Raw genomic sequence first — 9026 nt, forward strand, 5'->3', positions numbered from 1 at the left:
ACAGCACCGTTCACAACTCTGAGAACGGTGCTGATTTTTTTATATTAGGTTAATTCTAACATTCGATTTAAAGCTTGTTTGGCACTATGTGCCACGTTACTATCGACTGCGATACGGTTCGATAAATCACCTTGTTGAATTTTATCCAGACACCATGCGAGATGTGGTAAATCTATGCGATTCATCGTCAAACACGCACACATCAACGGATTCAATGAACGAATATTTAATTCAGGGTGTTGCTTTTTCAAACGCTCTACTAAATTCATTTCTGTACCGATGACCCATTCACTCCCTTGTGGTGCATCATTTAATTTATCAATGATATATTTAGTCGAACCAGCATAATCTGCTGCTTGGACCACATCGAATGTACATTCTGGATGTACTAAAACATTCACGTGTGGGTTACGTTGACGTGCTTGTTTAATATGACTAACATGAAACTTTTCATGTACGGAACAATGACCTTTCCACAAAATAACTCTAATATTGTCACTATCGCCATCGTATTCTAATTTCTTAGTCAAAGGATTCCATACGGCCATTTCGGTTAAATCCACACCAAGCTGATAGGCAGTATTACGACCTAAATGTTGATCTGGCAAAAATAAAATACGCTGCCCTTGATCCAAAGCCCATTGTATGACTGTAGCTGCATTGCCACTGGTCACACATGACCCTCCATGTTCACCCACAAACTGTTTGATCGTTGCTGTAGAATTAACATATGTTAACGGTAAAATATTATCTCCTAACATTTCTGTTAAATAATGATAGCCATACTGTGCCTGTGTAATGTTTGCCATATCTGCCATCGAGCATCCAGCTGACAAGTCAGGCAAATATATATGTTGATCCTCAGACGTCAAAATATCTGCAGTTTCCGCCATAAAATGTACACCATTAAACACAAAATAACGCGCTTCAGTATTCGTGCGGCAAATTCTTGCCAATTCTAATGAGTCTCCCATAACATCTGCAAATTGTGCAACTTCATCCTTTTGGTAGTGATGGGTTGGCATAAACAACTGTGACCCTAATTGTTCCTTAATACGCCAAATTTTTTCTTCTAATTCTTGATTTGAAAGTTGTAAATAGTATTCTGGTAACGCTTGTGCATCCGTTAATATTGGATTAAACATTATAAAACCACCTTTGCTGAAATATCGAGTGCGTGTGTCGCATAAAAGAGTGAACCTACAGAAATATAATCCACACCTGTTTCGGCATAAGCTACAATATTATGTTGTTGAATATTACCAGAAGCTTCTGTTTTGATATGTTTTGGCACATGTGACAGTTGTTCCGCAATCCATGCTGGTTGTCGATTATCAAACATAATCACATCAACTTCTGCTGCTATTGCTGCTTGTAGCATCGTTTCATCTTCTATTTCTACTTCGATTTTATCCATCGGTCCTTGCAATTGACGTGCCATAGCCACTGCTGTACTTAATGATTGTTGTGCTGCGATATGATTATCTTTCAACATAATTCCATCATTAAGTGTGCGACGATGGTTTACCCCACCCCCAACGCGTACCGCATATTTTTCAAACATGCCCAATCCGGGAGTAGTTTTACGAGTGTCAACTAATTGTGCTGATGTATGCTGAATAAGCTCAACCATCTGGTGTGTCTTAGTTGCTATACCGGACATGCGTTGAATTAAATTCAAGACAATTCTTTCCATAGTGAGTAACGTTTGTATTTTGCCGCTAATCTTAGCAATATGTTGTCCATGTTGTATTTGATCGCCATCATCAATATATAACTCAATAGCTATTTCTGGTTCTAACAATGTAAAACTATTATGTAATATGACCTCACCACAAAATATTCCGCTTTCTTTGGCAATTAGATTCATAGTGCCACGTTGTGTTGTGTCAAAAATACTCGTTGCTAAGTCACCATAATGATTATCTTCCAGGTAAAACTGTTTGATTTTCTCTTGTACGCTTAATATGTTGAGCATGCATGTCTTCCCCCTTTACAATTTCAATGTCTATTTGTTGTAATGCTGTTTGCATCTTTGGTTTATCTAACCGATAATGTGCACCTCGAGATTCTGTACGATGTAAGGCAGCTTCACAGATGATTTCTAACATTTTTACTCTGACATAGCGTTGCCACAATGTGGGTGTAAGTTGAGTTAGAGTGATATGCTCAGCTTGCTCTAAAGCCTGATGTAAACGTGTTAAATAACCTGTCATACACGCTCCATGTCGTTCAATCCCAAGTATAGCCTCGTTTTCTGCTTGTAGTGGTTTTAACACAGCCTCAGAAATTTTAGGTATCTGCACTAACGACGGTTGAGGATCTACGAGTGGACGGCTGGGCTGTTGATTAATCACTGCAGCACAATGTTGCCCCATTACAATAGCTTCCAATAAAGAATTACTTGCCAAACGGTTCGCACCATGAAAGTTAGTATTGCTTGCTTCACCAATACAATAAAAATGAGGTAAATTTGTACGGCCTGCTAGGTCTGTTTTAATACCCCCCATTGTATAATGTGCACCAACAGTTACTGGTAGGTATCCTTTCGAATAATCATCTGAGCAATAGCGTTGTGCTTGTTGATATATCCCGGGAAATCTTTGCTTAAAACCCCGTACCTGACGAATATCTATATAGCATTGTTGGTGCTGTTCGAAGATCGCCCTACTTGTAATGTCTCTAGGTGCCAAGCTACCCAAAGGATGATAATCATCCATAAAGCGAACGCCTTGTGCATTCTTTAAAATACCGCCTTCTCCTCGAACCGCTTCAGAAATCAAGCCATAATTGTTGGTTGGCGTACCTAATAATGTAGGATGAAATTGAATCATCTCCATATGCCGTAATGGCACCCCATGATGAAAAGCAATAATATGACCCGAGCTGACTGTCGACGCAGCATGAGAATTATGACGAAAAATATTACTATATCCTCCGGTTGCACATACAACTTCATGTCCTAATATTTGTTGCAATTCGTTATTCTGATCAAACATATAGACACCACATATCTTGCCGTCTCTATCATGCACTAAATCAATGACTTCAGCTTGCTCATAAGTAGTGATGTGCGAATGTCGAGTCAGGCATGCTGTTAGATGTTGCATTAAGCCGTACCCTGTACGATCTCCTCCTATATGTAAAATGCGTGGTACCGTATGTGCCCCTTCTAAAGCCCAGTCAAAATCGTGAGTGTCTACTTGTCGATCAAAGTTGATACCTTGATTTATGTATTTTTGAATAGCTTCATAACTGGCGCAAATCATCGACGTAATCACACGCTGGTCACCTAAAAGATGACCAGCTTCATATGTGTCTTGCGCATGTGATGCACCAGAGTCATGTTCGTATTTTGAAAAACAAATACCTCCTTGAGCTAAATAACTGTTGTTTGTAGTTTTACTGTCTTTAGTAAGACAAATAACGTGTACATCTTCTTCTAATGCTTCAATAAAAGATAGCGCAGCAAGACCACTGCCAATTAAAATAATTCTTTTCATGTTTACACCTAACTTTACACTTATGTTACATTTAGTATACACATATATTTACATATTTCCGATTATAATACAAGTGAGGTAAGCCTATGATTTATTTAGACAATGCATCAACTACACAACCTGATTCTCAAATATTAACGATTTTCAACGATACACAAACCAACGCTTTTTATAATAGCGAAAGTTTACATGTGGGTGGTTTACATGTCTCACAGCTTTTACAATCATGTCGTTACTATATTCAAAAATACTTTCATACTGATAAAGAAGTTATTTTCTCGCGCAGTGGCTCTCATGCTAATGACATTGCTATCCGCAGTTATTTGGAGCATACAACTAAAACCCAAATTTTAGTATCGCCTTATGAACATCCATCAATCGCTGCAGCATTAGCACCTTACGAAGATGTTTTTAATATCGTGACGCTACCTTTGACAGCAGACGGTGCTATTAATGTCAGTGCAACACAACATCTATTAACAGATGATGTTGCCTTGATTATCATGCAGCATGTTAATTCAGAAACAGGATATATTTTACCAGTTAGTGAAATTGCAACTTTAGCGCACCAATTTGCTATTCCGGTCCATGTCGATGGCGTACAAGCAATTACCAAAGTACCGAACCTCACATTAGATGTTATTACCTCTTATGTAGGTTCAGGTCATAAATTTCACAGTACGAAAGGTGCAGGATTTTTATTGATAGACCATAGTTACATTCAACCATTAAACAGCCATTACTTACATGAATCTGCGACACAAAATGGCACAATAGATACACCAAGTATAGTTGCGATGACTAAAGCACTATCTATGGATACACATAGCGATTATCTTAGTCAAATCAAATCTTTTGCACTACAACAAGCGATAGCCTCAGGTTTCACTCCTATTGAGTACGATCAAACTGCGCCACATATTTTAGCGCTCCTCTCACCGCAATTCGAAGGGCAATATGTCATGCAGTATCTCGCCAGTAAAAACATCTGTGTATCTACCGGTACCGCTTGTGGTCATGGTATGTTGTTAAGTCACGGTTTACAGGTTAAAATAAAGACAATACCTAATCATGTACACGACCAATATTTACGTTTATCATTTTCAAAATATACGACTCAACAAGATATTGCGACGTGTTTCCAACATTTACACACACTTATTCAAGGAGACGAAAGCTATGGATACACCTAATAAGCGTAGAGCTCAAATCTTACATTTACTTGAATCAGCTACTACACCGCTGAGTGGCAAACAACTTAGCGAACACTTTGCTGTTTCTCGCCAAATTATCGTCAAAGATATTTCGGTACTAAAATCACAAGATTATACTATACATGCCACAAGTAAAGGTTATATTCTCAATCAAGAACCTCAAGGTAAATCATTCAAACGTGTCATCGCCTGCCAACATACACGCGATAGGATGGCTCAAGAATTACAAATCATTTTAGATAACGGGGCAATGATAGATGATGTAGCTATAGACCATCCTGTTTATGGCACCATCAAAGCAAAATTAATGATTGAAACTAACGAAGATTTACAACAATTTTTAACACAAATGACGAAATACCAAGGTCAAATGCTCGCTAATCTTACGCAAGGCGTGCATTTACATACCATTTCTGCACACACCGAAAAAATTTTAGACAATGCGATCACTGATTTAAAACAGCACGCCTTTATCGTTGACTAAAATTACTATTGCACTAAAAAACTGTGTTAGCGTTACCATATACTGGCCCGTCAACACAGTTCTTTTAGTGTTTTAATTTTGTTAAATTTAATTACGCAAAGTTGTTGACCCCTGTAAACTAAAAATGTATTATATACAAGGTGCACAACTATTTAAAGGAGACGTGAACAGTTATGTTTGCAGATTTAAAATACTTAAAACAACACCCTTTCCAACTCGTTTCTATGATTGCCATAGCTTTAATACCGTTAATCTATAGTGCTGTCTTTATCGGGTCGATGTGGAATCCATATAATGAAACAGGGTCTTTAACTGTAGATATTGTCAATAAAGATGACGGAGCCAAAATCAATGGAGAACATATTAATATTGGTAATAAACTCGAAGATAAATTGAAAAAAAATGATAAATTTAATTGGCAATTTCATAAAGATAGTAAAGCAGCGAAACAAAATATCGATAAAGGGAAATCCTTTGCTTATATAGAGATACCAGCAAACACTTCTAAAAAAGCAAGCACACTATTAGATGAACAACCCGAAAAAGCTAATATCACAGTGAAAACTAATCCTGGATATAATTATATCGGTGCTAATATCGGTGGCCAATCAGCAACAGGTATCCAACAAAAATTAAGCGATGAAATTCGTAGCACTTATACTAAGGAAGTATTCAGCAATATGAAAAAGTTAATCGCAGGTAATGAACAAACAATCCAAGCCTTAGATGACATGAATAATGCTGAACAACAGTTGATAGATGGTAACCAACAAGTGCAAGCTGGTTTAGAACAACTGAAACCTTTAAACCCAAATGCAGTAGGTCAAATTGCACAAGGCAATACCCAAGTGACTGACGGTTTAGCTTCATTACAAGAAAACAATGAAAAATTAAATAATAACCTTAAAGCAAATATGCAACAGTCTTCAGATACACATTTTGAAGAAAAAAATGCAGAGTATGTTGCAGATCCAATAAATATGAAGCAACAAGATGTTACTGAAGTTGAAAACTATGGTCAAAGTTTCGCACCATACATTATTGCTGTGAGCTTATTTGTCGGCGCTATAACTTTCAGTGCTGTATACCCAGTGGGCAAAAATATGCTAACACGCAATTCTGTCGTGCAATCGTTTATCAGTAAATTTTTACTCTTCCTAATTCAAAGTATTGTGACTAGTGCAATCCTAACGCTGTTCCTTGTCTTTGTCTTCCAAATCGAAATCGACGATATTGTAAGATTCACATTTTTAATTGTGTTATGGGGCTTAGCCTCAATGTTCCTTGTCACTACATTAACAACACTATTAGGTAATGTCGGTAAGTTTTTAGCCTTGATGTTATTAATCTTACAATTAGGTTCAAGTGAAGGTACATTCCCAATTGAAACGTCAAATGGTTTCTTCCAATTCCTGAACCCTATCTTACCTATGACTTATGTGATTAAAGGAATTAGAGAAAGTATCTTCGGCTTCACAGGAGCAATACCATATCATGATGCAGTGATATATCTTATTATTTTAATTGTCGTATCATTGATTGTTCTATTCTTTAGCTGGATGATGAAATACAAATTCCCTAAAACGCAAACATTAGATTAAATTACAAAAAGCCTATCAATCCGAGATAGATTGATAGGCTTTTTTGTATTTATTTACAGTTGTGCTTGTGCTTTTACATAGTCAACAAAAGCTGCTGTATCGCCTTTTTCAATGTTAGAAATAGGAAAGGCACCGATATCAAAACGTAATTCTACTGAAGACTCATCATGTGAAATATGTTGTAATTCATCATAACGAATACTTCTATAATAAAATTGACCATCCATATCTACGTTTAAAATTAAACGTTCATTCGTTGCAATATATGCACCTTGGTATATATGTTCTGTACCTTGTATCGTATAAGGCATGTCACCTAGTACTGCTGGTCCTTTTGTTTCTGTAGGATATAAATCATCCGGATTTACATTATCTAAAATCATGCTCTCACCTCATCTATAGATTAATCTGCTTTTTCTAGATCTACGTCATTGATGTCTATACCCATTGCTTGTGCAACGCCTTGACCATATTGTACGTCTGCTTTATAACAATGTCTAATATGACGATGTTTCAACTCATCAGTAACGGGTGCCATTTCATTTGCGGTATTGTAAAATAATGCTTGTTGTTGTTCTGTTGATAATAAACGGAATAGTTTCCCAGGTTGTTCGAAATAATTATCATCATCTTCACGGAAATCATGTTCGTAAACACTGCCTTCCAGTTCTAATGCAGGTTTTTTGTGTTGTGGTTGATCTTGAAAGGCATCGTAACTGTTTGGATAATAATGTGTACTGCTACCTTGATTGCCATCCAAAATACGCATTTGACCATCGCGACTAAATGGACAAATATTTTCTACGCCAACACCTTTAGGTTGATTGACTGGTATTTGCCAATGGTTCACACCTAAACGATAACGTTGTGTATCACCATAAGAGAATAAACGACCTTGTAACATTTTATCTGGAGAAAAATCTAAACCAGGAATGATATTAGTTGGTGCAAACGCTGCTTGCTCTACATCTTGGAAGTAGTTTTCTGGGTTACGATTCAACTCAAATTCTCCTACTTCGATTAATGGGTATTCATCTTTATACCATACTTTAGTTAAATCAAATGGATTATCTTTATGGTTACGTGCTTGTTCTTCTGTCATAACTTGAATATACATTTTCCATTTAGGGAAATTCCCTTCTTCTATAGCATTAAACAAGTCACGTTGTGATGAATCTCTATCTTTTGCTATAACTTGTTCTGCTTCTTCTGCTGTAAAGTTTTCAATACCTTGTTGAGATCTATGGTGGAATTTAATCCAGAAGCGTTCGCCTTCAGCATTATACATTGAATATGTATGTGAGCCGAATCCATGCATATGTCTATAACCTTTTGGAATACCTCTATCAGTCATCAAAATAGTGATTTGGTGTAATGCTTCAGGTAACAATGTCCAAAAATCCCAATTACTTTGTGGGTTTTTCATATTTGTTTTTGGATCTCGTTTCACGACATGGTTTAAACTTGGAAATAGCTTAGGATCTCTAAAGAAAAAGACTGGCGTATTATTACCAACTAAGTCCCAGTTCCCTTCTTTAGTATAAAACTTCAAGGCAAAACCTCTGATATCACGTTCTGCATCACCAGCACCACGTTCACCAGCTACCGTTGAAAAGCGTGCAAACATTTCTGTTTGTTTACCAACTTCTGAAAAGATATCTGCACAAGTATATTGCGTAATATCATTTGTTACAGTAAACGTACCAAAAGCTCCAGATCCTTTAGCGTGCATACGACGTTCTGGAATAACTTCTCTATCAAAATGTGCCATTTGCTCTAAGAAATACCAATCTTGCATTACTAAAGGCCCTCTTGGACCAGCTGTCATACTATTTTCTCTATCTGAAACGGGTGTCCCGAATAAACCTGTTAATTTATTATTCATCTCTATACTCCTTCTCGATTCTATATATTGATGTCTCTATGATAACGATGTGTCGCGCGTACACTTTACGTGTAATCATATTTAAAGCTATAACTACGAGCTCCACTTTATGCTTTAACCGTCACACTTAATCGCTCATTAGTTATACACTTTATAACAATTACTTTTTTGTAATTATTATAATCTATTATATCAACTTTTCCTGTATTGTCGATAATTTTATATTATTTTGTTGATTAAATTGATAATCATTAGATATAACTGATAATTATAATTAACGTCTACACAAAAGGGAGTGGGACAGAAATCTGATTTTGAAAAAATGATTTCGTCGTCCCA

At 36.6% G+C, this 9026-nt stretch carries 8 protein-coding genes; 3 read left to right on the top strand and 5 right to left on the bottom strand.

Features of this window, described 5'->3' with window-relative positions; genetic code table 11:
* Positions 1 to 44: 44 nt before the first annotated feature.
* The 3 genes from nadA to CD036_RS10510 are packed head-to-tail and all read right to left on the bottom strand — an operon-like array spanning position 45 to position 3503.
* Positions 45 to 1145 carry a quinolinate synthase NadA gene (nadA, locus tag CD036_RS10500; RefSeq protein ID WP_002509609.1) on the bottom strand — a complete coding sequence of 367 codons (1101 nt, stop codon included), beginning with the start codon at positions 1143 to 1145 and terminating at the stop codon, positions 45 to 47.
* Positions 1145 to 1978 (bottom strand): carboxylating nicotinate-nucleotide diphosphorylase, encoded by an 834-nt coding sequence (gene nadC / locus CD036_RS10505; protein WP_103388609.1) that lies wholly within the window; start codon positions 1976 to 1978, stop codon positions 1145 to 1147. The genes nadA and nadC overlap by 1 nt, the downstream gene beginning before the upstream one ends.
* A complete protein-coding gene (locus CD036_RS10510; protein WP_021459339.1) occupies positions 1923 to 3503 on the bottom strand; it encodes an L-aspartate oxidase in 1581 nt (526 codons plus the stop codon). The genes nadC and CD036_RS10510 overlap by 56 nt, the downstream gene beginning before the upstream one ends.
* Positions 3504 to 3589: 86 nt before the next feature.
* Here CD036_RS10510 and CD036_RS10515 point away from each other — a divergent pair, with 86 nt between their 5' ends.
* The 3 genes from CD036_RS10515 (at position 3590) to CD036_RS10525 (ending at position 6802) form a co-directional block, all read left to right on the top strand.
* Positions 3590 to 4696 (top strand): cysteine desulfurase family protein, encoded by a 1107-nt coding sequence (locus CD036_RS10515; protein WP_021459340.1) that lies wholly within the window; start codon positions 3590 to 3592, stop codon positions 4694 to 4696.
* Entirely contained in the window at positions 4683 to 5201 is a 519-nt protein-coding gene (locus CD036_RS10520) for a transcription repressor NadR (RefSeq protein WP_002509613.1), read from the top strand. The genes CD036_RS10515 and CD036_RS10520 overlap by 14 nt, the downstream gene beginning before the upstream one ends.
* Positions 5202 to 5374: 173 nt before the next feature.
* Positions 5375 to 6802, top strand: coding sequence for a YhgE/Pip family protein (locus tag CD036_RS10525; RefSeq protein WP_103388610.1), 1428 nt, complete (start codon positions 5375 to 5377; stop codon positions 6800 to 6802).
* 53 nt (positions 6803 to 6855) lie between these two features.
* Here the strand turns inward: CD036_RS10525 and CD036_RS10530 are convergent, their stop codons facing one another.
* Both CD036_RS10530 and CD036_RS10535 read right to left on the bottom strand, forming a co-directional pair.
* Positions 6856 to 7185 carry a hypothetical protein gene (locus tag CD036_RS10530; protein ID WP_103388611.1) on the bottom strand — a complete coding sequence of 110 codons (330 nt, stop codon included), beginning with the start codon at positions 7183 to 7185 and terminating at the stop codon, positions 6856 to 6858.
* Positions 7186 to 7205: 20 nt separating this feature from the next.
* The gene (locus CD036_RS10535; RefSeq protein WP_167868062.1) at positions 7206 to 8687 is read right to left on the bottom strand and encodes a catalase; all 1482 of its coding nucleotides are present in this window, start codon (positions 8685 to 8687) and stop codon (positions 7206 to 7208) included.
* Positions 8688 to 9026 lie beyond the last annotated feature (339 nt).

It is taken from the genome of Staphylococcus arlettae, assembly GCF_002902345.1.
GTDB lineage: Bacteria > Bacillota > Bacilli > Staphylococcales > Staphylococcaceae > Staphylococcus > Staphylococcus arlettae.

Excerpts from the sequence above, each read along its gene's own strand:
- CD036_RS10510 (WP_021459339.1), bottom strand. The coding sequence starts at position 3,503 with ATGAAAAGAATTATTTTAATTGGCAGTGGTCTTGCTGCGCTATCTTTT.
- CD036_RS10515 (WP_021459340.1), top strand. The coding sequence starts at position 3,590 with ATGATTTATTTAGACAATGCATCAACTACACAACCTGATTCTCAAATA.
- CD036_RS10530 (WP_103388611.1), bottom strand. The coding sequence starts at position 7,185 with ATGATTTTAGATAATGTAAATCCGGATGATTTATATCCTACAGAAACA.
- CD036_RS10525 (WP_103388610.1), top strand. The coding sequence starts at position 5,375 with ATGTTTGCAGATTTAAAATACTTAAAACAACACCCTTTCCAACTCGTT.
- CD036_RS10520 (WP_002509613.1), top strand. The coding sequence starts at position 4,683 with ATGGATACACCTAATAAGCGTAGAGCTCAAATCTTACATTTACTTGAA.
- nadC (WP_103388609.1), bottom strand. The coding sequence starts at position 1,978 with ATGCTCAACATATTAAGCGTACAAGAGAAAATCAAACAGTTTTACCTG.
- nadA (WP_002509609.1), bottom strand. The coding sequence starts at position 1,145 with ATGTTTAATCCAATATTAACGGATGCACAAGCGTTACCAGAATACTAT.
- CD036_RS10535 (WP_167868062.1), bottom strand. The coding sequence starts at position 8,687 with ATGAATAATAAATTAACAGGTTTATTCGGGACACCCGTTTCAGATAGA.